The organism is Rodentibacter sp., assembly GCF_057314195.1.
Window position 1 is genome coordinate 1 of record NZ_DBHLAM010000004.1, and the last position, 22,852, is coordinate 22,852.

Consider the following 22,852-nt stretch of genomic DNA (forward strand, 5'->3'; position numbering starts at 1 on the left):
CTTCCCCATGTGAGAGTAGGGCACCGCCAGGTAGATATGGAATGAACCCCGGTCACAAGGCCGGGGTTTTTTATTGGTTAAAAACGGCAAAAGGGGAGAAAGACAGACAGCTCCAATGCGGTGCTCAAGCCGATGTTCAATTCTGTAGCTTAATGCGGTGCTGAAATCACAATGCGTTTAACCTTTCTTTTTTCGCTTCGCTGGATTATCAATGACGCTTTGGGTGAATTTTGCTAAACTGACGCAAATTTTTCCTCTTATAAACGAATGAATTATCAGCAAGAAATCAACCAGATCTTCTCTATTGATGGTGCGCTAGGCCGAGCGATTAAAGGTTTTCGTCCTCGAATCGAACAATTGGATATGGCGCAATTCGTAGGCGAGACAATTCGGAATAAATCCTCACTTGTGATTGAAGCGGGAACCGGCACTGGTAAAACTTTTGCTTATCTTGCGCCCACATTGCTCGCCGGGAAAAAAACGATCATCTCCACAGGTTCTAAAAATCTTCAAGATCAATTATTTAATCGTGATCTACCGGCAATTAAAAAGGCACTTAATTTCACCGGCAAAATTGCTTTATTAAAAGGTCGTGCTAATTATCTTTGCCTTGAACGCTTAGAACAAGTGATTGCGCAAGGCGTACTTGGAGATAAATCAGTATTGGCAGATTTAGCTAAAGTACGCAAATGGAATAACGGCACGCAAACCGGCGATTTTACCGAATGTATTGAACTTGCCGAAGATAGTTCAATTATTTCCCAGTTGACCAGTACCGCCGAAAGTTGTTTAGGTACGGATTGTCCCAATTATGCTGAATGTTATGTAGCAAGCGCACGAAAAAAAGCCCTCAATGCGGATCTCGTTGTGGTTAATCATCATTTATTTTTTGCCGATATGGCGGTGAAAGAGAGTGGCTTCGGCGAGTTGATTCCAAATGCGGAAGTGATTGTATTTGATGAAGCGCACCAATTGCCCGATATTGCGAGTCAATATTTCGGACAATCTTTAACTTCACGACAATTATTTGATTTATGCAAAGATATTAATATCGTTTACCGTACTGAATTAAAAGATATACGGCAGCTCGGTAGTGCATCCGATACTTTGCTTAAAGTGGTGCAAGATTTTCGTTTATTGCTCGGTGAAGGCAATAATGCACGCGGAAATTGGCGTGAATTGTATACTCAAAGCGCGGTCAAAAAAGCCTTTGAATTATTGCAGGAAAAAATCGAATTTATTTCCGAAGTGGCTAAATTGGCTTTAGGGCGTTCGCAAACATTAGATAATATTTTTGAACGTATCGAATCCGTTAAAAACCAACTTAAACGATTGACGCAAACCAATATCACTGGGTATTGTTATTGGTATGAGAGCAATGGGCGTCAATTCGCCTTACATATTACGCCGTTAACCGTCGCAGATAAATTCGGCGAGCAAATGGCAGCAAAAGAAGCTGCATGGATTTTTACTTCGGCGACGCTTGAAGTCGGCGGAACCTTCAAGTATTTTTGTCGACGTCTCGGCATCGAAAATGCTGTGCAGAAAGTTTTGCCGAGCCCGTTTAATTACCCTGAACAATCCCTGCTTTGCGTGCCACGTTATTTACCGAATGCCAATCAAACGCACACCTTAAAATTCCTTGGCGCAATGCTTCTGCCTGTAATTGGAGCGAATAACGGGCGTTGTTTTGTGCTTTGCACTTCCTATTCTATGATGCGCGGCTTGGCGGAATATTTCCGTGAAAATAGCGAGCTTTCCATTCTTTTACAAGGTGAAACTTCGAAAGGCAAATTATTGGAACAATTCATTCAAGAGCCGCATAGCGTACTAGTGGCGACTTCCAGTTTTTGGGAAGGCGTGGATGTGCGTGGCGATGCGCTTTCTTTGGTGATCATCGATAAATTGCCGTTCACTGCACCGGATGAACCACTGTTGAAGGCTCGCATTGAAGATTGTCGTTTGCAAGGTGGTGATCCTTTTTACGAGATTCAAATGCCTGAAGCGGTGATTATGCTCAAGCAAGGCGTCGGCCGTTTAATTCGCGACGTGACGGATCGCGGTGCGGTCATTATTTGTGACAACCGTCTTGTTATGCGTAATTACGGCAAAATCTTTTTAAAAAGTTTACCTAATTCAAGCCGTACCCGAGATCTCAACAAAGTGATACAATTTTTACAAAATAAATAATTGAGAACATAAATGACGAATTTAACTTTATTGGCGCTGGATACTTCCACTGAAGCTTGTTCTGTCGCGTTATTGTATAACGGTGAAAAAACGTATTTGAACGAATTGGCGCAGCGCACGCACGCTAAACGTATTTTGCCGATGGTTGATGAAATTTTGACAGATTCCGGACTTAAATTGAATCAACTTGATGCATTGGCCTTCGGGCGCGGTCCGGGTAGCTTTACCGGCGTACGAGTTGGGGCGGCTATCGCGCAAGGATTAGCGCTTGGTGCCGATTTACCGGTGATTCCAATTTCCAATTTGACCGCCATGGCGCAAGCGGCTTTTGAACTGTATCAAGCGGAAAACGTGGCCGCCGCGATTGATGCGCGAATGAATGAAGTTTATTTTTCTCAGTTGGTGCGTGAAAAAAAATGTACGGATTTTGGCCAATTTTTTGTTTGGAAAAATCTAATTCCCGAGCAAGTGTGCTCACCCGAGAAAGCACTTGTGCAGCTTGCCAATAGCACCGCATTGAACATCGCTACGAGCACCGCATTGAGAGTTGGTACCGGTTGGAATGCTTATGCGCAATTTGCCACAAAAGGTTTGACAGGTTCGGATATTGAATTGCCGGATGCGCGTTATATGTTGGAATTGGCTCGCGTAGAATGGCTACAACAAAAAACGATTTCGGCGTTGGAGATTGAACCGATTTATTTGCGTAATGAAGTGACTTGGAAAAAATTAGCGGGGCGCGAATAGTTCAGGTTACGGAATAAGGAGAATCTTATGAAAGGAAAAACATACTTGTTGTTAACCGTGCTTTTGTATTTAAGCGGATGCGTTTCGGTGCCGCAAGGTTTAGAAAAAGAACGATTTTCCATCACCCAATATCGTGCAATTTCGCCGCAAGATTTGAATAGCCGTTGTCAATCGGTGCGTTTGGGCGGAAAAATTATGAGTTTTGAGGTTTTGCCGAATAAAACTAAAATCGAAGTGTTGAGTTTACCGGTTTCCGACTATTCCGGCGAACCGCTTGTAGAATCGCAATCAGACGGGCGTTTTATCGCGTATTTGAATGGTTTTATTGATCCGGAAAATTTAAAAGATCGTTATATTACGCTCGGCGGTCAAATAATCGGTAAACAGCAAGGCAACATCGAGCAAGCGAATTATACTTATCCGGTTATTCAAATTGAAAAATATCGCCTTTGGAGATTAACGAAAAGTTATTATTATCCTACTGACGATTGGGATGACTGGGGCTTTTGGGGCTGGCCTCATCGCCCGTGGTACAGCGAGCCGGAAATTCGCTATTATTTAAATTAGATGATAGAATCCGCCGTCAATTTTCCAATATTATAAGGTTAAAAATGGAAAAAATATGGTTTCAAAATTATCCGGAAGGTGCAGAAAAATTTCTGGATACTTCGAAATATGAATCAATTTTAGATATGTTTGACAAAGCGGTGCGCGAACATCCCGATCGTCCGGCATATATTAATATGGGGCAAGTGCTCACTTTCCGTAAATTAGAAGAACGTAGTCGCGCTTTCGCTGCTTATTTACAAAATGAATTTAAATTAAAACGTGGTGACCGCGTGGCATTAATGATGCCGAATTTATTGCAATATCCTATCGCGCTTTTTGGTATTTTGCGCGCTGGTTTAATTGCGGTAAACGTTAATCCGCTTTACACGCCGCGCGAGTTAGAACATCAATTACAAGACAGCGGTGCAGTAGCGATTGTGGTGGTGTCTAATTTCGCCTCGACGCTAGAAAAAGTCGTATTTAACACGAATATCAAGCACGTTATTCTAACCCGAATGGGCGACCAGCTTTCCTTTGGTAAGCGTACCCTAGTGAATTTCGTGGTGAAATACATCAAAAAACTGGTGCCAAAATATAAATTGCCGAATGCGGTGACGTTTCGTGAAGTGCTAAGCATCGGTAAATATCGCCAATATGTACGTCCCGAAGTGGCGCGTGACGACTTGGCGTTCTTGCAATATACCGGTGGCACCACCGGTGTGGCGAAAGGCGCAATGCTTTCACACGGCAATATTATTACTAATGTATTCCAAGCCAAATGGATTGCTGAACCGTTTATCGGTGATCATACTCGCCCGCGTTCGGCGATTCTAGCCCTGCCGCTTTATCATGTGTTTGCCTTAACTGTAAACTGTTTGTTGTTCCTCGAATTGGGTATAACGGCGATTTTGATCACTAATCCGCGCGATATCGACGGTTTCGTCAAAGAGCTGAAAAAGCACCGCTTTGAAGCTATTACCGGTGTGAATACTTTGTTTAACGCGTTGTTAAATAACGAAAATTTTAAAGAAGTGGACTTTTCTGCGTTGAAACTTTCCGTCGGTGGCGGCATGGCGATTCAGCAGTCAGTGGCAACACGTTGGCATGCGTTGACCGGTAGCAGTATTATTGAAGGATACGGTATGACGGAATGTTCCCCGCTGATTGCCGCTTGTCCGGTAAATGTGGTGAAACATAACGGTACTATAGGTGTACCGGTGCCGAATACGGATATTAAAATCCTTAAAGAGGATGGTTCCGAAGCGCAAATCGGGGAGCCCGGTGAATTATGGGTGAAAGGCGAGCAAGTGATGCTAGGCTATTGGCAACGCCCAGAGGCCACTAACGAAGTGTTGAAAGACGGTTGGATGGCGACGGGCGATATCGTAGTGATGGACGAAAGTTACAGTTTACGCATTGTGGATCGTAAAAAAGATATGATTTTGGTGTCTGGTTTTAATGTTTATCCAAATGAGATCGAAGATGTTGTCATGCTCAATTACAAAGTGGCGGAAGCGGTGGCAATCGGCGTGCCGCACGAAGTTTCTGGCGAAACGATAAAAATTTTCGTCGTCAAAAAAGATGAAAGCCTGACTCGCGATGAATTGCGGCAACATTGTCGTCAACATCTGACCGGCTACAAAGTGCCGAAAGAAATCGAGTTCCGCGATGAATTGCCAAAAACCAACGTTGGCAAAATCTTACGCCGCGTGCTACGCGACGAAGAAATCGCCAAACGACCAACACATTAATGCAATAAAATGGGATAGCAATATCCCATTTTTATTCTGACCTAAGAAAAAATTCCATGATAAAAGAATGTCAAAATCCACCGTGTTTTTCTCTGATTAACAGTAACTACGCGTTAGCTGAAGTTTGTCAATCGGCGCGTGAACAAAGCGTGGTCGCGTTAGATACAGAATTTGTGCGTGTCTCGAGTTATTTTCCGAAACTCGGTTTAATTCAACTGTATGACGGTGAGCGTGTATCTTTGATTGATCCTTTAAGCATTACGGATTTTTCGCCTTTTGTGGCATTGCTGAACGATCAAAACGTGCTCAAAATTCTGCACGCTTGCAGTGAAGATTTGTTGGTGTTTTTGCAGGAATTCGACCAACTGCCGCAACCGATTATGGATACACAAATTATGGCGCGTTTTCTTGGTTTGGGAACTTCGGCCGGTTTGGCGAAATTGGTGCGGCAATATTTGAACGTAGACGTGGATAAAGGCGCGACACGTACCAATTGGATGAAGCGCCCATTGTCTGAAAGTCAATTACATTACGCCGCTGGCGACGTGTGGTATTTATTGCCGCTGTATCATCGTTTGCAGCAAGAATTGGCGGCCGGCCCTTGGTTGAATGCGGTGCTGGCGGACTGCGCGCTTGCCTTGACGAAAACGAAAAAATTGCAAGCGTATGATGCGGAAACTGCTTATTTAGATATTCCAAACGCGTGGAAATTGAACCCGTTAGAATTGGCGCGTTTAAAAATTCTCGCCAAATGGCGTCAAGAAGTTGCAATAACGCGTGATTTGGCGCTTTCTTACGTGGTGAAATCCGAGCATTTGTGGAAAGTGGCGAAATACAATCCGCGTAATACCTCCGAAATGTTGGAAATGGGACTCACCAACAACGAAGTTCGCGTGCGCGGTAAAAAGATTTTGCAGCTTTTAGCCCAAGCGCGTCGCATTTCGCCTTATGATTATCCGAAACGCATCGTACGCATCGTAGATGATGCACGTTATAAAAAAGCTATGCGTTTATTACAAGAAAAAGCCTACGAACTTACGCCACAAGGCTTAACGCTGGAAATTTTGGCGAGTAAACGCAGTTTGGAAGAGTTACTCAAATGGGTTTGGTTGTATAACGAACCGCAAGATAAATTGCCGGATTTATTGCTTGGCTGGCGCCGCGAAATCGGTTTGCAGTTGTTGTCGTTGCTCAAATCCATTGAATAGCCATATTTAAAACGTTGAGCCAAAATAGCACCGCATTGAACTCAGCTAGAGTCTGAATGCGGTGCTGTTTTGATGTGTCAATTTGAGTGTCCTTAAAAAATCAAGAAAGCTTAACGAAAAACAAGACAAAATGGCCGCACTTTTATGTCAAAAGTGCGGCCATTGCTGATTAGAATTGACGATTATTGTGTTGCTTGAATTGCCGTTAACGCAATGGTGTAAACGATATCATCAACTAATGCACCACGGGATAAGTCGTTCACCGGTTTGCGCATACCTTGTAACATTGGGCCGATAGAAACTAAATCCGCAGAGCGTTGTACCGCTTTGTAAGTGGTGTTACCGGTATTCAAGTCAGGGAATACGAAAACGGTAGCTTTACCCGCCACAGGGGAGTTTGGCGCTTTAGAACGCGCGACGTCTTCCATCACTGCCGCATCGTATTGTAACGGACCGTCGATAAGTAAATCCGGACGTTTTTCTTTCGCGATACGGGTCGCTTCTTTCACTTTTTCGACATCGGCGCCGCTACCAGAAGTACCGGTAGAGTACGAAATCATCGCCACTTTCGGATCAATACCAAAGGCTTTAGCGGAGTCGGCCGATTGAATTGCAATTTCGGCTAATTGTTCCGCCGTAGGATCCGGATTCACCGCACAGTCACCGTATACCAACACTTGATCCGGTAACAACATGAAGAAAATAGAGGAAACGATTGAACTGCCCGGTGCGGTTTTGATGATTTGCATAGGCGGGCGAATAGTGTTAGCCGTAGTATGAACTGCACCGGAAACCAAGCCGTCCACTTCGTTGGCTTCCAACATCATGGTACCGAGTACCACTGTATCTTCCAGTTGTTCGCGAGCTGCGCTTTCAGTCATGCCTTTCGCTTTACGTAATTCGACTAAACGATTCACATAATTTTCGCGTACATCAGCCGGATTGATAATCGTGATACCTTTACCTAATTGCACACCTTGCGCTTCGGCTACACGTTGCACGGACGCAGGATCCGCCAAAAGAATACATTCGGCGATGCCGCGTTCTGCACAAAGCGCTGCCGCTTTAATGGTGCGAGGTTCGTCGCCTTCGGGAAGAACGATACGTTTTTTGGCAGCACGAGCAAGTTCGGTTAATTGGAAACGGAATGCCGGTGGTGATAAGCGACGTAAACGGGTGGAGCCGGCAACGAGGCCATTGATAAATTCGGCGTCGAATTGCTCGCTCATATAACGTTTAATGCTTTCGATACGTTCTTTGTCATCAACCGGAACTTCAAGATTAAAGCTTTGTAAACTTAATGCGGTTTGCCAAGTATTGCCTTCAATGCGGAAAATCGGCAATTTGCTGCTTTCGAATACGTGTTGGCAAAGTTTGTTGATTTGTGCATCAATTTTGTATCCGCCGGTTAATAACATCCCGCCAATTTCTATGCCGTTGGAAGCCGCAAGTGCTGCCGCGACAATCACATCCGGGCGATCGGCGGAAACTACTAACAAGTTACCAGAGCGGAAATGTTCCACCATGTTTGGTAGGCTTCTGGCGCAGAAAGTGATACCACGAATACGACGATTAATATCGCCTTCATTGATAATAGCCGCGCCTAAGTGTTTTACTAGGTCTATTGCGCGAGTTGCGATTAATTCGGCGGACCAAGGCACGCAAGCAAGGAGTTTGATTGAACCGGTGGCGAATAATTTGGTTAATTCGCTTTCGCTATTATGGCTGTGTTGGAAAGAATCGAAAATTTCGGTTAAGTCCGGACGGGTACGACCGGATTCGTCAATCGGTGCGTTAAATTTATTGATCACGACACCTAATAAATTCGGGTTGTTTTTGCCGCCAAATAATGAGGCAGCCGCTTCTACACGTTCTTTTAACTCCGCCGGAGTTTCGGTTGCAGGCGCTGCCACTAAAATGATTTCGGCGTCTAATGCTTGGGCGATTTCGTAGTTAATGCTATTGGCATAGCCGTGCTTGCGGGTCGGGATTAAGCCTTCGACCACTACAATTTCGCTGTTTTTCGTCAGTTGTTGGTGATTTTCAACGATTTTTTCTAATAATACATCGGATTGGTTTTGACCGATTAGTGATTCCGCCACGCTAAGCATAAAGGGTTCGGCGGTTTCCAATGCGGTGCTGGTACGAATGATGGAGGTTGTTCGATCTAATTGATCTTCTCCGGAGTTCGGTTGAGAAATTGGTTTCATAAAACCAACTTTCGCGCCTTTTTGTTCCAAAGATTGGATTAAGCCGAGACTAACGCTGGTCAAGCCTACACCGGCGCTGATGGGAATAAGGATAATTGTACGGGACATAATAAACCTTAACTTGATTGAGTTATAAATAAAAACTGCCGAAAAAATTCGGCAGTTTGGAGTGAAATTAGAAACAAAGTTTTGCGGTGTCTTGTGCGATCACTAATTCTTCGTTAGTTGGAAGTACCATCGCAATCGGCGATCCTTCTTTGGTGATGATGCCTTCATTACCGAAACGCGCTGCAAGATTACGTTCTTGATCAATTTGGTAACCGAAAAGTTTTAAGTGATTTAAGGTGATTTCACGCACATGAGCTGAATTTTCGCCGATACCGCCGGTAAATACGATGGCATCTAAACGTTCACCGATTACCGCCATGTAAGAACCGATATATTTGGCTAAACGGTAGCAGTAAACATCTAATGCGCGTTTTGCTGGGATTTCTTTTTCATAATTATCTTCCGCGTAACGGCAGTCGCTGGTGACTTCGGTTAAACCTAAAAGACCGGATTTTTTGGTTAATGTAGTTTCGATTTCTTCTACCGACATACCGAGCGTGTTGTGCATGTAAAACATAATTGCCGGGTCAATATCACCGCAACGGGTGCCCATTACCAAACCTTCTAATGGTGTTAAGCCCATGGAGGTATCGATACATTGGCCGTGACGAATGGCAGATACAGAACCACCGTTACCCAAATGGCAAGTGATGACGTTAACTTTATCTTCGGCAATGCCTAAACGTTTCGCCGCTTCACGGCTGACAAAATAGTGGCTGGTACCGTGTGCACCGTAGCGACGAACGCCGTGTTCTTTATATAAAGAGTACGGAAGCGCATAAAGGTAGGCTTCTTCCGGCATAGTTTGATGGAATGCAGTATCGAATACGACGACATTTTTGTCTTTTAAATGCGGGAATAATTTAAATGCTTCACGAATACCGATTAAGTGCGCTGGGTTGTGTAACGGAGCGAATTGAATGGCGTTTTCGATTTCGTTTACCACGTCATCCGTTACGATCATTGATTTGGTTAACTTTTCGCCGCCGTGAACGATACGGTGACCGATTGCGCAAATTCCGTTTTGTAGTTCAGCATCTTTGCTGAAAATATTTTTTACGATGAAGTTTAACGCTTCCGCGTGCGCTGCACCGGCGCCTAAGTCCGCTTGTCCTTTTTCACCGTGCAATTTCCATTTAATACGTGCTTCCGGCAAATAGAACGCTTCGGCTAAACCTGATAATTTTTCATCACCTGAAATCGGATCAAGGATGGAGAATTTTAATGAGGAGCTACCGCAGTTAAGAATAAGAACAAGTTTTGACATAATAAACCCATTATATTTAGTTGACGGAAATTTGCCGTGCTCGAATAAATCGGCTGAAGCAAACCAAAAAAACGTGCATAGAATACACCTTTTAAGTAATAAAATAAATTCATAGCGAAAGAAAAAAAACGGCTTCAAGCATCGCAAAGCGAATATTCGATGAGATAGTAAGTTGCGGCGGATTGGCGTATTATAGGCACTGTTATTTTAAGGGTGTTTTTATGTCATTTTTTTCGGTTTTTAAACAAGGGCAAACCTATCTCAATACTTGGCCACAAGAGGCTAAATTAGGCATGATTTTTCCGGAAAATCGAGTGATGAAAGCGACGCGTTTTGCGCAGAAAACCATGCCGATCATCGCTGTGTTTTCTGTTGTGTGGCAACAGCTTTATGCCAAATCGGATTTAATGGCGTTTTCGCTCGCAATAACAACGGCATTTTTGGCCTTGTTGATTCCCTTGCAAGGGCTTTATTGGTTAGGTAAACGCGCCGCTTCACCGTTGAAAGCGCAAAGTGCGGCTTGGTTTTATCATATTTGTGAACGTTTGAATAAAATTCATGAACCTTTGCCTTTGGTGCAAGGGCAACCGACATACCAACATTTGGCCGAAGTTTTAAAGAAAGCGCAAAATCGATTGGATCGTGCATTTTGGCAGGAGCTCTGACTGAATCTACATGCCGAATTAATCTTACGCAAACGTTTTCTTTTTTACTTTATTTTTTGTAGAATACCGCAGCTGCTTAGGCAGCTCTTTTTTATTGAGAGATTTTTTAATGATTGATTACATTATTATTGGCATCATCGCTTTTTCTATTATCGTCAGTTTACTGCGCGGTTTTGTACGCGAAGTGCTGTCCCTTGCCAGCTGGGTGGTGGCGTTTATCGTCGCCAGCCAGTTTTACCCATCTCTTGCTGCTTATTTGACTCAAATCGACTCCTTATATATTCGTAACGGCACAGCGATTGGGATCTTATTTGTATTGACGTTAATCGTCGGCGCCATCGTTAATTTTGTGATCGCCCAGCTAGTAGATAAAACCGGTTTAACCGGTACCGATCGTGTGTTAGGTGCGGCTTTCGGTTTATTGCGTGGTGTGTTAATTGTGGCTGCCGTTTTATTTTTCTTGGATACCTTCACCAATTTTGAACAAACCGAGTGGTGGAAAGAATCAAAATTGATTCCGCACTTCGGCTTTATTATCGAATGGTTTTTTCAACAGCTTCAACAAAGTTCCAGTTTCTTAAATTCAACACTTAATCAATAAGGGTCATGAAATGTGTGGTATTGTCGGGATTATCGGTCAAAATCCGGTTAATGAATCTATTTATGCAGCGTTAACGTTGTTGCAACATCGCGGACAAGATGCCGCGGGTATCGTCACAGTGGACGATGAGAATCGCTTCCGTTTGCGCAAAGCCAATGGCTTGGTCAGTGACATTTTCAGACAAGAACATATGTTACGCTTACAAGGCAATGCCGGCATGGGGCACGTACGTTATCCGACAGCGGGCAGTTCCAGCGTCTCGGAGGCACAACCATTTTATGTCAATTCGCCTTACGGCGTAACGTTGGTACATAACGGCAATCTCACCAATTCCGCCGAACTCAAAGAAAAAGTGTTTAAAAGCGCACGTCGTCATGTCAACACTAATTCCGATTCTGAGCTGTTGCTTAATATTCTCGCTAATCACCTCGACAACATTCCGCAAGATCATCTTGATCCGCAAGATATTTTCTACGCAGTGAGCAAAACCCACAAAGATGTGCGCGGCGCCTATGCTTGCTTGGCGATGATTATCGGTCACGGCATGGTAGCGTTTCGCGATCCCTTTGGTATTCGACCGCTGGTTTTGGGTAAACGCGAAGAAAACGGTCAAACCGAATATATGTTCGCGTCGGAAAGCGTGGCGTTAGATGTCGCCGGTTTTGATTTCGTGCGCGATGTGGCGCCGGGCGAAGCGGTTTACGTGACTTTCGACGGCAAGCTTTACGCACAACAATGCGCCGTCAATGCGGTACTAAATCCGTGCATCTTTGAATATGTCTATTTTGCCCGGCCGGATTCTATTATGGACGGTGTATCCGTGTACGCCGCACGCGTTCATATGGGCGAAAAACTCGGCCAAAAAATCGCACGTGAATGGCAGAATGAACTGGAAAATATCGATGTGGTGATTCCCGTACCGGAAACGTCCACCGACATTGCGTTACAAATCGCCAACGTTTTAAACAAGCCGTATCGCCAAGGTTTTGTAAAAAACCGTTACGTAGGGCGCACCTTTATTATGCCGGGGCAGGCGCAACGTATCAGTTCCGTGCGTCGGAAACTCAATACCATCAAAGCGGAATTTAAAGATAAAAATGTGTTGTTGGTGGATGATTCCATTGTGCGTGGCACCACTTCCGAGCAAATTGTGGAAATGGCGCGCGCGGCCGGCGCGAAGAAAATTTATTTCGCCTCCGCCGCACCGGAAATTCGTTATCCGAACGTGTACGGCATTGATATGCCGAGCAAAGACGAATTGATCGCTTATGGTCGCGATGTCGATGAAATTGCGAAATTGATCGGCGTGGATAAATTGGTGTTCCAAGATTTGAGTGCGCTCACCGAATCCGTGCAACAAGAAAATCCGGCAATTCAAGGCTTTGATTGTTCCGTCTTCACCGGTGAATACGTAACCGGCGATATCACGCCGGAATATCTCGACAATATCGCTTTGCAACGCAATGATGGCGCGAAGAAAATGCGTGAAAAAGACGCCACAAATTTAGAAATTCATAATGAAAGGTAAGAAAAAGTGCGCTGATTGATTTAACCGTCAGTTTGTATTTGAAGGTCAAAAATAGCACCGCATTGGGAGCGCTCCCAATGCGGTGCTGTTTTTAACGTTGAATTAAATAACGCAACTTGGTGCCATCCTGTTCCACACTCAATAAGGTGTAGCCGTGGTTTTTAGTGTCCACCGGGATATTGTTGATGGATTGCGCGCAGTCGCTTAACAGTTCCAGAATTTCGCCTTTTTGTAGCTGTGGCATCGTCTCTAGCATGACGATTGCCGGGTACGGGCAAGGTTCGCCTAGCGTGTCTAAGGTATAATCCGGGGTAATGTCTTGCGGATCTTTATCTAATTTTTGAACAACGGTAAATGCCATAATATTTCCTTTTTTGTTGATGAAGAATAAATTACGCGCCACAGCCATTTATTGGCGTTTGAGCGCTCGCGAGTTTTGCTTTCGCTTTGGTAAGGAAGCGTTTTTCCCACCAAATCACGGCGACTAAGCAGAGAATTAGTAAACCGTAGTTCACCAATAACCCGCCGACCGGACCGAATTCTTTCAGTAAGTTGAGCTTTTCGTAATCAAGCGCCAGTAACGGTGCTAAATCATCCCAGGCGTATGCCAAATAAGTGGAACCGACCACATTGCCTACGCCGACCCACATGAAATGTACTTGACCTTCCATTGAACGATACATCCAGCCGGTTTCGCAGCCACCCGCCAGCACGATGCCGAAGCCGAACAATAAGCCGCCGATAATGGCGTTTGGACCTGCCCACATGATTTTCGGTGATACGCCGAGTTGAATGTAACTAAATACGCCGATGGTGCCCACGATAATGCCGAAAATAATTGCTTTCGCCATATAAGCGCGGCCGGTTACCCAAAGATCACGGAAGGCTGAAGTGAAGCAGATTTGTGCCCGTTCGATTAGCAAGCCGAAAGCTAAACCACACAGCATGGCGAAGCCGAGTTTGACGGATTGGGCCATCACATAAAGGGACGCGATGAGATAGATGAAAAACACCGCTATGCCAAGCCAAAAACGGCGTTGGGCTTTTTTCGGGTCGTTTTCCTGTAATTTAGCTGCCCCTTTTTTTAGTTCCAGTTTTACGCGGAACATAGGAAGAAGCGTAAATTTCACACCTACATAAGAACCAACTGCGGTAGCGATGGTAAAAAACCAGGCATGCACGGAAAATTGCGGAATTCCGGTAAACAGTGAAGCGAGGTTACACCCCATCGCCAAACGTGCACCGAAACCGGCCAGAGCACCGCCAATTAAGGCTTGAGCAATACGGCGTTTATGCGGCTGGTTACGCCATTTGACGTTGTTTGCCCACAATGCAGCGGAAATACAACCGGCGAACATACCAAGAATCATCACTCCATCGACACGGGTGAAAATGGTACCTTGCATACCGATGATTTTGTAATAACTCCAATCGGATACATCCACGCCAAGCGCCTGCAAGGCGTGTCCGCCCCAACGGGTAAATTCCCCCGTTACCGCCCAATAAGTGCCGGTTACGCCGAAATAATAGGCGGAAATTACCCCCGCTGCGATTACTGCTACGACAGGGTTCCAATATTTAATCAGATAATTTTGTTTGAATTGTTGCAAAATCTCTTTCATAGAAAACCTTAAAGATTGAATAGAAAATTTGCAAGAAAGGTATAAATAATGTGAAAAAAGAGGAGTTCATCATTTTCCTATACACAAAACTTGCGACATAAGACAAATGGATTGTCGGGCGACATGATAGCATCATTTGCCTTTAAAGAATAGAAGCGCGGTTTACCGTTAACATAAAAAGGTAACCGCGTGGTTTGCTTGTTGAGATATTAGGCCGGATTATCAATATCCTTAAATTCCACCACCAAACCGTATTCTTTGGCTAGCCATTGCCCCAAGGCTTGAATGCCGTAACGTTCAGTGGCGTGGTGGCCGGCGGCGAAGAAATGAATGTTTTGCTCACGTGCGGAATGAATTGTTTGTTCCGACACTTCGCCGGTAATAAATGCGTCACAACCTTGTGCTGCAGCCAGATCGATATAGCCTTGACCGCCTCCGCTGCAAAGGCCGATTTTGCGGATTAATTGCGGCCCGTTAAGACAAGCCAGCGGTTTGCGATTTAATGCGCGTTCAATGCGGTGCTCAAACGCGACTCCGTTTAACGGTTCGCGCAGTTCGCCCCAAACGGGAATACTCACCGCGCCGCTTTCGAGCGGTTGGAGATTTTCAATGCCGAGCAATGCAGCAAGTTGCGCGTTATTGCCCAGTTCGGGATGTACGTCTAACGGCAAATGATAAGCGTATAAATTAATATCGTTTAGCAGTAAGGTTTTAATCCGCTTTCCCTTCATGCCGCGAATGCACGGATTTTCGTTTTTCCAAAAATAGCCATGGTGTACCAGCACCGCATCGGCACCTTGTGCCGCGGCATAATCAATCAGCGCTTGGCTTGCCGTTACGCCGGTGACAATCTTTTGGATCTCTGCTTTGCCTTCTACTTGCAAGCCGTTTGGTGCGTAATCGTTGATGCCGTTAGAATTGAGTTTGCACTTGAGAATATGTTCGAGTTCGAGATTGTTCATGCTCTGTCGGAAATGAGAAAAAGGTGGGCTATGTTACGAAATTTCCTGAGACATTTCAAAAAAAAATGGCTAGTGCGAAAAGTTGGGGGAAGTGCACTAGCCAAGTTTCATTACTATCTAGTATCTAAAACGAGATTCATTATATATAAATTTATATAATGAGCAACAGAAATTTACGAAATGATAAAAAATAAATAAGAAATTTTTGTAAAGCTTGATTTTGATCATAAAAATACACTTATTTAGTCGACAATTTAAATGAAAAAACCGCCTTTTAAGGCGGTGGATATGTTGTGCAGTTTTAGTTATTTCTGACTTATCACTTCTTCTTGACAGTGCGGGCATTCCATTAAGTACTCTTGCTTGTTGTGTACGATGTAATGCCCCATTTTTTTCGCTTTGGTGTCGAGGTATTTGGTGTTGTAGCGATTTTCGCCCACATTGAGCGGAACGCGCTCCACCACATTGATACCCGCTTGTTTCATGGTATCCACTTTTTGCGGATTATTTGTCATTAGACGCACTTTTTTCACACCGAGCAATTCGAACATATCGGCGCACACCGCAAAATTCCGTTCGTCCGCTTTAAATCCAAGGGCGAGGTTGGCCTCGATGGTATCCATACCTTGATCTTGCAAAGCATAGGCACGAATTTTATTAATCAAGCCGATGCCACGACCTTCTTCCCGGTGATAAATCAACACGCCGCGTCCTTCTTCTTGAATTTGGCGTAGCGCCGTGGCAAGTTGAAAACCGCAGTCGCACTTTAAGCTGTGCAACGCGTCGCCGGTTAAACATTCGGAGTGGATACGCGCTAAAACCGGTTCTTCTTCGTTCGAAATATCGCCCATTACCAACGCGACGTGTTCTTTTTTGCTATCCGGCAATTCAAAGCCCACTATTTTAAAAATGCCGTATTCAGTGGGCAGGTTGGCTTGCGCGACCCGTCGAATTTTTGCCATAAAGTTGTCCTTCTTCGTTTTCGATTCTGTTAAAATGCGCACTTCATTTTTATTCTTAAGGAGCGCTTATGTTTAAAAGGCTGTCATTATATATGTTATTACTTTGTCTTGTACCGTTTTTTGTTTGGGGATTTTCCTATCGATGGCATGGCAACGGCCAATTAAATGAAGCCGATTATTGGTTGTATTTGCTCACCGAAACAGGCAGTGCGCCTTATGCGCTTATTACTTGTGCGTTGTTTGCGCTTGTTTTTCGCTTCTTATTTCGTAGCCGTAAACAATGGCTTTTCGCCGTGACGGTGATGGCGCTTTCGGTGGCGGCCACACAAGCCTTGAAAACCGGCTTGAAAGCGGTGTTTCAAGAACCGCGTCCGTTTGTTACGTATTTGGCAGAGCAAAACAATAGCAGCACAGAAAGTTTTTATCAAAATGAGCGCGCTCAACGGGCATTAATTGCTAAAGACTTTTATTCCCAAACGGGTACGCCCGCTTGGTTAATTCACCATTATGAAAACGAAACCGGCTATTCGTTTCCGTCCGGTCATACTCTTTTTGCGGCAACCTGGTTAATGTTGGCAGTTGGTTTTATTCAATTGACGGGTAATCGTAGCAGAGCGGCGAAATTGTTGATCGGTGCGATGTTGGCATGGAGTTTATTGATGCTAATCAGCCGCCTACGTCTCGGTATGCATTATCCGATCGATTTATTGGTGGCGATAATTACGGCTTGGTTAGTGAATGTAATTATTTTCGGCTTTTTACTGAAAAAACGATCTTTGTCATAAATTTTAATAAAACGTGCGGTTAGAATTCTCGTCAATTTTAACCGCGTTTTTTAAGGAGAGGCTATGTACTACGGTTTAGACATCGGCGGCACTAAAATTGAACTCGCCGCGTTCAACGAAAAATTAGAAAAATTATATTCCGAACGCGTGGCGACACCGAAAACGGATTACGATGAATGGCTTGATACTATTGTGGAGTTGGTTAAGCGCGCCGATGCACGTTTCGGTGAACGCGGCAGCGTGGGGATGGGCGTACCGGGTTTTGTTAATCAGCAAACCGGTTTGGCGGAAATCACGAATATTCGCGTGGCCGATAATAAACCGATTTTACGTGATCTGTCCGAACGCTTGGGGTGCGAAGTACGAGCGGAAAATGACGCGAACTGTTTCGCCTTGTCTGAAGCGTGGGACGAGGAAAATCAACAGTACCCGAGCGTGCTCGGTTTAATTCTCGGTACAGGCTTCGGTGGCGGTTTCGTGATTAACGGCAAAGTGCATTCCGGTCAAGTGGGCATGGCAGGCGAATTGGGACATTTGCAGCTCAATTATCACGCATTGAAATTACTCGGCTGGGATAAGGCGCCGATTTATCCGTGCGGTTGCGGCAACACGGCTTGTTTGGATACTTATCTTTCCGGTCGCGGCTTTGAAATGCTGTATCGCGATTTAAAAGGCGAGGCGCTTTCCGCTCGCGAAATTATTGATGCGTTCTATCGCGGCAAAGAAAGTGCGTTGGATTTTGTGACACTTTTTGTGGAACTTGCAGCCATTTCAATCGGCAATATCATCACCGCATTTGACCCGCATATGATTGTGCTCGGCGGTGGTTTATCGAATTTCGATTATCTTTACGAAGCCTTACCGAAAGCGCTTCCGCCGCATTTAATGCGTAGCGCCAGAGTGCCGCCGATAAAAAAAGCCAAACACGGTGATTCCGGTGGTGTACGCGGTGCAGCAGCGCTATTCTTAGGCAAATGATTTTCTTTACATTGAAAACAAAAGCGATGCCAATGCGGTGCTAAAAGCGAAGGTCATTTCAATGCGGTGCCGGTTGGCGCTTTTGTTTTTTTTACCGAACGCAAAAGGATTTTATTTTTGAGTAAAACTTTTAATTTCGAGGAATGTGTAGCAAATGCACAAAATGATTGGCGAGTGAAATATAAGTTTGTATGAAAATAGCACCGCATTGAGAGCGATTCCAATGCGGTGCTATTTTGTGAGGGTAATTTTCGTTTGTGCGTTTGTTCGATAATTTCGTTCCGCATGTTATTTGGTTAAATTTCGACAAGTCAAAAAATAATAGGAGAATACGGAAATTACTACGCAAGCGCCCATGGTGTAAAGCATTGGTGCGGCGCTGTCCATTTTCATCATCGCGACCAATGTGCCCATTAATGCGCCGATAGCGAAACGTACACTACCTACCAGGGAATTTGCGGTGCCCGCCATATTCGGAAATTTTTCTAAAATCGATGCCATGGCGTTCGAAGAAATCAACGGGTTTTGTCCAACGAAAAATGCCACGCCGAGCGCTATCGACCAAAAGCCTAGATTAAAAAGTGCGCTCAAAACCAGCCACATTCCGGCTAAAAATTGAATGGTAATACCGATACGTAGCATAGTTTCTGCGCCAAATTTCAATACAAAACGTCCGTTTAGGAAGGAGGCGAAAGTCATAATCGCGATATTAAGCATAAAGAAATAACCGAATTCATCCACCGCAATACCGTAAATACCGATATATACGATAGAGCCAGCCGTCAAAAAGGCAAACAATCCGCCAAAGCCGAAAGAGGCGGCGAACATATAACCCAGCACTTCTTTTTGTTTCCATAAAGCCATGAAGTTCCGTGCGATGATATTGAGGCGTAGCGGAATGCGGTTTTCTTTTTTATGGGTTTCGGGAATGATGAAAAAGACCAATAGCGCCGATAATGCGCCCATAAATGACATGACATAGAAAATTGCGTGCCAGTGGACATATTTCACGATGTACCCACCGATTACCGGTGCGATGAGTGGTGCTATCATAAACACCAGCGTGATGGTGGACATGACTTTAGAGAGTTCGTTTTTGCTAAATAAATCGCGTAATAATGCACCGGAAAGTACGACCGGCGCAGCACCGAAAAAGCCTTGTACAAAGCGAAGGGTGATGAAATTGCCGATAGTATTGATTTCCGTCAGAATTAAGGCGGTAATTGCACTGATAATAACGCCGAGCAAAATAATCGGTTTACGTCCGAAGCTATCGCCGAACGGTCCCCAGAATAATTGACCGAACGCCATGCCGTAAGAAAATGCGGTAAGCGTATGTTGTACCTGTTCAGGACTGATGTTGAGATCTTCGGCGATAGCTAAAAATGACGGCAGATACATATCTACGCCGAAGGGTGGCAACATAGATAAAATACCGAGGGTGGCAATAAAAATAAAACCGGGTTTGATTTTTTTGTTCATTTATTTCACCAAATTTTCAATTTCTTCGGGCGTTAACGGACGAAATTCGCCTTCTTGCAAGGATTCGTCTAATACTACGTCGCCGATTTTCCAACGATGAAGGCCGATGACTTTATTACCGAGTGCGGCAAACATGCGTTTTACTTGGTGATAACGCCCTTCGGAAAGGGTGAGATTAACGTTGTAATCATCAAGAATTTCCAGTTTCGCCGGTTTGGTTGGCGTTTTTTCGCCGCGCAATAAAATGCCTTCGGTGCAAGCTTGCGCATAATGCGTTTCCACGGGATCGGCAAGCGTGACGAGATAGGTTTTTTCGCAATGATGTTTCGGCGAGGTGATGCGGTGTGACCACTGCCCGTCATCGGTTAATAGCACGAGCCCGGTGGTATCAACATCCAAGCGCCCCGCGCTGTGTAATTTGCCGGTGAGCGGGTAGTCGAAAAATTGATAAATATTCTGGTAATCGCCGTCATCGTTGGAACATACGTAGCCTTGTGGTTTATTCAGCATAAAATATAGTCCTTCGTCAAGCCAGCCGAGTAATTCCTCTTCAAAATAAATTTGGTCTTTCGATGAAACTTGGCGCGCACCGCTTTTTTCAATTTCTCCGTTAATTTTGACTATGCCTTGGCGAATGGCTTTAGTGGCTTGGGAACGGGTTAGGCCGGTGTTTTCGGCGATAAATTTGTCTAGTCGCATAGGGTCTCTGTGATGAATTCTGGATGTTTTGTTACGAGGAAATATGAACGGAATGGTTATTCGAATGCCATTTCTTTTATTCTCAATTCAGTACCGTTTTGTCGCTGCAAATGAGGACTACCGCATTGAGGGCAGATGTCGTGGTGCGCTTGAATTTCTACTTGTTTTTCGCATTGCCAGCACCAAGCGAGGGCAGGAATTTCGATAAGGTGAAGCGTGCAACCTTCGGCTGGTGTGCCTTGGCAGCTGATGTCGAAGCAAAATTTCAATGCATCCGGTTCCACACACGAAAGTGCGCCAATTTCCAACCAAAGTTCGGTGACTTTTTTTATATGATGGGTTTTACATTGCTGTTCTACGATTTCCAATATATTTTGGCAAAGGGAAAGTTCGTGCATAAATCCTCCGAATTTATTGAGCGCTTATTTTAGGAAAATGTTTGGGTGCGTGGCAAATATATTGAGAAGATTGCTTGATACGCTGCAAAAAAGTGAGCTTAAATAACAGCACCGCATCGGAACTGCTTCCAATGCGGTGCTGTTTTAGTATAGCGCACTCTTTTTTGAGAGAACGATTTATTTCGCCGCTTTCAGTTCTTGATAATATTGTTCGTAATATTGAATGGCATCGCCCACATCATCTTGCCAATGGCTGGTTTTTAACACTTCAGCGGTAGGGTAAATTGCCGGATCTTCGGTGATTTCTTTCGGCAATACTTTTTTCGCTTCAAGGTTGGCGGTTGGATAACCGATGGCAAGGGTTAATTTTTCGGCCGCTTTCGCACCTAACATATAGTTAATCAGTTTGTGTGCGCCGTCCGGGTTTTTAGAGGTGACCGGAATGGCTAAGGTATCCACCCAAAGTACCGGGCCTTCTTTCGGGAACACCATATCTAACGGAGCTTTCTCTTTTTTCGCAATACGCACGGAACCGTTCCACAATTGGCCCACTTCTACTTCACCTGAAATGAAGGCGTTTGCCGGGTTGTCGGAATTGAAAGAAAGCACGTTCGGACGCAATTTCAATAATTCTTCGTAAGCCTGTTTGATAATTGCCGGATCTTGTGTATTCGGATCTTGACCGATTTTCAATAAAGCAATGTTGAATACTTCGCGCGCGTCGTCTAATAATTGTACTTTATTGGCAAATTCCGGTTTCCATAAATCGCCCCAAGAGGTGAAATCGGCACCTTTGTAGCTATTAGTGTTAAAGGCAATGCCCGGCGCGCCTAATAATTGCGGAAGGGAATATTTGTTGCCTTTGTCGTAAGGTTTGTCGAGCCAATCAGGGTCTAATTCTTTAATAACAGGTAATTTGCTGTGATCCAGTTCTTTTAACATGCCTTCGCGCGCCATTTTGGAGACGAAGTAGTTAGAAGGGGCAATGACGTCATAACCGCCGGCGGCGCCTTGGGTTTTGATTTTTGCATACATGGTTTCATTGGACTCAAGGCTGGAAACGATTACTTTGATGCCGGTTTCCTTAGTGAATTCGTCTAATAAACCGTCCGGAACGTACTCAGTCCAAGTATATAAATATACAGTATCATTAGCAGCCGCCGGTGCGCTAGTCATTTCAGACTTGCTCTCTTTGTCGTTACAAGCGGTTAATGTTGCGGCAATTAAACCGGCAGTAAGCAGACCTGCAAATTTTTTCATTTTTGTTTGTTCTCCGTAAAAGAGGGTAAAAAAACACCTGCGTAAAATGCAGGTATAAAAAAACGCCTTGATTGTGCGTCAAGGCGTATTGTATGTGCTATTAGATTATTTGTGAAGCATTATTATGACTAGATGTCTTTGTGTTTCTTACCGATAAATTGGCTTGCAACAACGAGTAATAATGACAGCACAATCATGATGGTGGCAAGGGCGTTCACCTCCGGCGTGACCCCGGTTTTTACCAAGGAGAAAATACGCAACGGCAAGATTTCATAGCTTACGCCACTGACGAAAGAGGACACCACAACGTCGTCCAACGAAATGGTGAAACTTAACAACCAGCCGGAAACCACCGCCGGCAAGGCAAGCGGTAGGATAATTTTGCGTAAAATGGTGATTTCGCTTGCTCCCAAATCTTTCGCCGCTTCCAGCATTCTGGCATCAAAGCCATTTAAGCGGGAGAAAATAGTTACCGTTACATAAGGCAAACAGAAGGTCACGTGTGCCAACAATAAGGACCAGAAACCTAAAGAAATCCCCACAACCATAAACAAGGCGAGTAAGGATACCGCCATAACGATATCCGGCGACATCATCACGATAAACAACATGCCGCTCACCGCCTGTTTACCGCGGAAACGATAGCGATATAAAGCAATTGCGGTTAAACCGCCGACAATAGTCGCTAAAGTTGCCGCAAAGAAGGCGATGGTGACAGAGTGAATCGCTGCTTGGATTAGGGTGTCGTTATTAAATAAACGCTCGTACCAGTTCCAACTGAAACCTTTCCAACTTAAACCGTAGCGGTCTTCATTGAAAGAATTCGTCACTAAAATAATAATCGGGATATACAAATAAGCGTATACCACAAACATAAAGA

The 22,852-nt window shown here is 44.5% G+C and carries 21 protein-coding genes; 10 read left to right on the plus strand and 11 right to left on the minus strand.

Features of this window, described 5'->3' with window-relative positions:
* The first annotated feature begins 267 nt into the window (after positions 1-267).
* Genes yoaA through rnd form a run of 5 tightly spaced genes read left to right on the plus strand, consistent with a single transcriptional unit; the run spans position 268 to position 6,445 of the window.
* Positions 268-2,190: a DNA repair helicase YoaA gene (gene yoaA / locus ACO59Y_RS00665; protein ID WP_486129741.1), complete on the plus strand. Its 1,923-nt coding sequence runs from the start codon at positions 268-270 to the stop codon at positions 2,188-2,190.
* Between the two features lie 12 nt (positions 2,191-2,202).
* Complete coding sequence (tsaB, locus tag ACO59Y_RS00670; protein ID WP_486129743.1) at positions 2,203-2,937, plus strand: tRNA (adenosine(37)-N6)-threonylcarbamoyltransferase complex dimerization subunit type 1 TsaB; 735 nt, start codon at positions 2,203-2,205, stop codon at positions 2,935-2,937.
* A gap of 27 nt (positions 2,938-2,964) precedes the next feature.
* Positions 2,965-3,504, plus strand: a complete 540-nt coding sequence (locus ACO59Y_RS00675) for a Slp family lipoprotein (RefSeq protein WP_486129745.1) — start codon at positions 2,965-2,967, stop codon at positions 3,502-3,504.
* Positions 3,505-3,548: 44 nt separating this feature from the next.
* On the plus strand, positions 3,549-5,237 hold the full coding sequence (gene fadD, locus ACO59Y_RS00680; RefSeq protein ID WP_486129747.1) for a long-chain-fatty-acid--CoA ligase FadD: 1,689 nt from the start codon (positions 3,549-3,551) through the stop codon (positions 5,235-5,237).
* A gap of 56 nt (positions 5,238-5,293) precedes the next feature.
* Positions 5,294-6,445, plus strand: a complete 1,152-nt coding sequence (gene rnd / locus ACO59Y_RS00685) for a ribonuclease D (protein ID WP_486129749.1) — start codon at positions 5,294-5,296, stop codon at positions 6,443-6,445.
* Positions 6,446-6,627: 182 nt separating this feature from the next.
* On the opposite strand, the gene pta is transcribed toward rnd, so the two are convergent.
* Together pta and ACO59Y_RS00695 are read right to left on the minus strand one after the other, a co-directional pair.
* Positions 6,628-8,763: a phosphate acetyltransferase gene (pta, locus tag ACO59Y_RS00690; RefSeq protein ID WP_486129751.1), complete on the minus strand. Its 2,136-nt coding sequence runs from the start codon at positions 8,761-8,763 to the stop codon at positions 6,628-6,630.
* A 67-nt stretch (positions 8,764-8,830) separates the two neighbouring features.
* On the minus strand, positions 8,831-10,033 hold the full coding sequence (locus ACO59Y_RS00695) for an acetate kinase (protein WP_486129774.1): 1,203 nt from the start codon (positions 10,031-10,033) through the stop codon (positions 8,831-8,833).
* A 218-nt stretch (positions 10,034-10,251) separates the two neighbouring features.
* Between ACO59Y_RS00695 and yfbV the strand changes: the two genes are divergently transcribed.
* The 3 genes from yfbV to purF all read left to right on the plus strand — a co-directional run bounded on the left by yfbV (position 10,252) and on the right by purF (position 12,824).
* On the plus strand, positions 10,252-10,695 hold the full coding sequence (gene yfbV, locus ACO59Y_RS00700) for a terminus macrodomain insulation protein YfbV (RefSeq protein ID WP_486129753.1): 444 nt from the start codon (positions 10,252-10,254) through the stop codon (positions 10,693-10,695).
* Between the two features lie 109 nt (positions 10,696-10,804).
* Entirely contained in the window at positions 10,805-11,296 is a 492-nt protein-coding gene (locus tag ACO59Y_RS00705; protein WP_373603022.1) for a CvpA family protein, read from the plus strand.
* Between the two features lie 10 nt (positions 11,297-11,306).
* Complete coding sequence (gene purF / locus ACO59Y_RS00710; RefSeq protein ID WP_373603021.1) at positions 11,307-12,824, plus strand: amidophosphoribosyltransferase; 1,518 nt, start codon at positions 11,307-11,309, stop codon at positions 12,822-12,824.
* 91 nt (positions 12,825-12,915) lie between these two features.
* Here purF and yedF read toward each other — a convergent pair whose 3' ends face one another.
* The 4 genes from yedF to ribA form a co-directional block, all read right to left on the minus strand.
* A complete protein-coding gene (gene yedF / locus ACO59Y_RS00715; RefSeq protein ID WP_373603020.1) occupies positions 12,916-13,185 on the minus strand; it encodes a sulfurtransferase-like selenium metabolism protein YedF in 270 nt (89 codons plus the stop codon).
* Positions 13,186-13,216: 31 nt separating this feature from the next.
* Positions 13,217-14,446 carry a selenium metabolism membrane protein YedE/FdhT gene (gene yedE, locus ACO59Y_RS00720; RefSeq protein WP_486129757.1) on the minus strand — a complete coding sequence of 410 codons (1,230 nt, stop codon included), beginning with the start codon at positions 14,444-14,446 and terminating at the stop codon, positions 13,217-13,219.
* 209 nt (positions 14,447-14,655) lie between these two features.
* Positions 14,656-15,408, minus strand: a complete 753-nt coding sequence (locus ACO59Y_RS00725) for a Nif3-like dinuclear metal center hexameric protein (protein ID WP_486129759.1) — start codon at positions 15,406-15,408, stop codon at positions 14,656-14,658.
* A 305-nt stretch (positions 15,409-15,713) separates the two neighbouring features.
* Complete coding sequence (gene ribA / locus ACO59Y_RS00730; RefSeq protein ID WP_486129761.1) at positions 15,714-16,370, minus strand: GTP cyclohydrolase II; 657 nt, start codon at positions 16,368-16,370, stop codon at positions 15,714-15,716.
* A gap of 68 nt (positions 16,371-16,438) precedes the next feature.
* Between ribA and ACO59Y_RS00735 the strand changes: the two genes are divergently transcribed.
* Together ACO59Y_RS00735 and nagK are read left to right on the plus strand one after the other, a co-directional pair.
* A complete protein-coding gene (locus ACO59Y_RS00735; protein WP_486129763.1) occupies positions 16,439-17,155 on the plus strand; it encodes a phosphatase PAP2 family protein in 717 nt (238 codons plus the stop codon).
* A gap of 63 nt (positions 17,156-17,218) precedes the next feature.
* Entirely contained in the window at positions 17,219-18,133 is a 915-nt protein-coding gene (gene nagK / locus ACO59Y_RS00740) for an N-acetylglucosamine kinase (protein ID WP_486129765.1), read from the plus strand.
* A gap of 288 nt (positions 18,134-18,421) precedes the next feature.
* Here the strand turns inward: nagK and ACO59Y_RS00745 are convergent, their stop codons facing one another.
* The 5 genes from ACO59Y_RS00745 to potC all read right to left on the minus strand — a co-directional run.
* Positions 18,422-19,615, minus strand: coding sequence for a Bcr/CflA family multidrug efflux MFS transporter (locus ACO59Y_RS00745; protein WP_486129767.1), 1,194 nt, complete (start codon positions 19,613-19,615; stop codon positions 18,422-18,424).
* Positions 19,616-20,314, minus strand: a complete 699-nt coding sequence (gene rsuA / locus ACO59Y_RS00750) for a 16S rRNA pseudouridine(516) synthase RsuA (RefSeq protein ID WP_486129768.1) — start codon at positions 20,312-20,314, stop codon at positions 19,616-19,618.
* Between the two features lie 56 nt (positions 20,315-20,370).
* Positions 20,371-20,712, minus strand: coding sequence for a hydrogenase maturation nickel metallochaperone HypA (gene hypA, locus ACO59Y_RS00755; RefSeq protein WP_373603012.1), 342 nt, complete (start codon positions 20,710-20,712; stop codon positions 20,371-20,373).
* 177 nt (positions 20,713-20,889) lie between these two features.
* Positions 20,890-21,972 carry an extracellular solute-binding protein gene (locus ACO59Y_RS00760; protein ID WP_486129770.1) on the minus strand — a complete coding sequence of 361 codons (1,083 nt, stop codon included), beginning with the start codon at positions 21,970-21,972 and terminating at the stop codon, positions 20,890-20,892.
* Between the two features lie 128 nt (positions 21,973-22,100).
* Positions 22,101-22,852: spermidine/putrescine ABC transporter permease PotC (gene potC / locus ACO59Y_RS00765; protein ID WP_486129772.1), on the minus strand; the 752-nt coding region annotated here is incomplete at its 5' end.

Coding starts and splice junctions, on each gene's coding strand:
- yoaA (WP_486129741.1), top strand. CDS start 268: ATGAATTATCAGCAAGAAATCAACCAGATCTTCTCTATTGATGGTGCG.
- tsaB (WP_486129743.1), top strand. CDS start 2,203: ATGACGAATTTAACTTTATTGGCGCTGGATACTTCCACTGAAGCTTGT.
- ACO59Y_RS00675 (WP_486129745.1), top strand. CDS start 2,965: ATGAAAGGAAAAACATACTTGTTGTTAACCGTGCTTTTGTATTTAAGC.
- fadD (WP_486129747.1), top strand. CDS start 3,549: ATGGAAAAAATATGGTTTCAAAATTATCCGGAAGGTGCAGAAAAATTT.
- rnd (WP_486129749.1), top strand. CDS start 5,294: ATGATAAAAGAATGTCAAAATCCACCGTGTTTTTCTCTGATTAACAGT.
- pta (WP_486129751.1), bottom strand. CDS start 8,763: ATGTCCCGTACAATTATCCTTATTCCCATCAGCGCCGGTGTAGGCTTG.
- yfbV (WP_486129753.1), top strand. CDS start 10,252: ATGTCATTTTTTTCGGTTTTTAAACAAGGGCAAACCTATCTCAATACT.
- ACO59Y_RS00705 (WP_373603022.1), top strand. CDS start 10,805: ATGATTGATTACATTATTATTGGCATCATCGCTTTTTCTATTATCGTC.
- purF (WP_373603021.1), top strand. CDS start 11,307: ATGTGTGGTATTGTCGGGATTATCGGTCAAAATCCGGTTAATGAATCT.
- yedF (WP_373603020.1), bottom strand. CDS start 13,185: ATGGCATTTACCGTTGTTCAAAAATTAGATAAAGATCCGCAAGACATT.
- yedE (WP_486129757.1), bottom strand. CDS start 14,446: ATGAAAGAGATTTTGCAACAATTCAAACAAAATTATCTGATTAAATAT.
- ACO59Y_RS00725 (WP_486129759.1), bottom strand. CDS start 15,408: ATGAACAATCTCGAACTCGAACATATTCTCAAGTGCAAACTCAATTCT.
- ribA (WP_486129761.1), bottom strand. CDS start 16,370: ATGGCAAAAATTCGACGGGTCGCGCAAGCCAACCTGCCCACTGAATAC.
- ACO59Y_RS00735 (WP_486129763.1), top strand. CDS start 16,439: ATGTTTAAAAGGCTGTCATTATATATGTTATTACTTTGTCTTGTACCG.
- nagK (WP_486129765.1), top strand. CDS start 17,219: ATGTACTACGGTTTAGACATCGGCGGCACTAAAATTGAACTCGCCGCG.
- ACO59Y_RS00745 (WP_486129767.1), bottom strand. CDS start 19,615: ATGAACAAAAAAATCAAACCCGGTTTTATTTTTATTGCCACCCTCGGT.
- rsuA (WP_486129768.1), bottom strand. CDS start 20,314: ATGCGACTAGACAAATTTATCGCCGAAAACACCGGCCTAACCCGTTCC.
- hypA (WP_373603012.1), bottom strand. CDS start 20,712: ATGCACGAACTTTCCCTTTGCCAAAATATATTGGAAATCGTAGAACAG.
- ACO59Y_RS00760 (WP_486129770.1), bottom strand. CDS start 21,972: ATGAAAAAATTTGCAGGTCTGCTTACTGCCGGTTTAATTGCCGCAACA.